The organism is Citrobacter sp. TBCS-14, from assembly GCF_005280805.1.
GTDB classification, from domain to species: Bacteria; Pseudomonadota; Gammaproteobacteria; order Enterobacterales; family Enterobacteriaceae; genus Citrobacter; species Citrobacter gillenii.
On record NZ_SZWM01000180.1, the window covers coordinates 1 to 235 of the forward strand.

Annotated in this window: 1 protein-coding gene; it reads left to right on the forward strand. The window is 48.1% G+C overall.

What is annotated here, in order from left to right; genetic code table 11:
- Position 1 precedes the first annotated feature (1 nt).
- Positions 2-235, forward strand: a 234-nt coding sequence (locus FDX22_RS08645) for a DUF416 family protein (protein WP_146717051.1), incomplete at its 3' end; no start/stop codon positions are given.

Genomic DNA, 235 nt, shown 5'->3' on the forward strand with positions numbered 1-235 from the left:
CATGTTACAAAATCCGATTCACCTGCGTCTGGAGAAGCTGGAAAGCTGGCAGCACGTCACATTTATGGCCTGTCTGTGCGAACGCATGTACCCGAATTACGCCATGTTCTGCAAGCAAACTGAATTTGGCGATGGACAGATTTACCGCCGAATTCTGGATCTGATTTGGGAAGCGCTGACGGTTAAAGACGCGAAAATCAATTTCGACAGCCAGTTGGAAAAGTTTGAAGAGGCC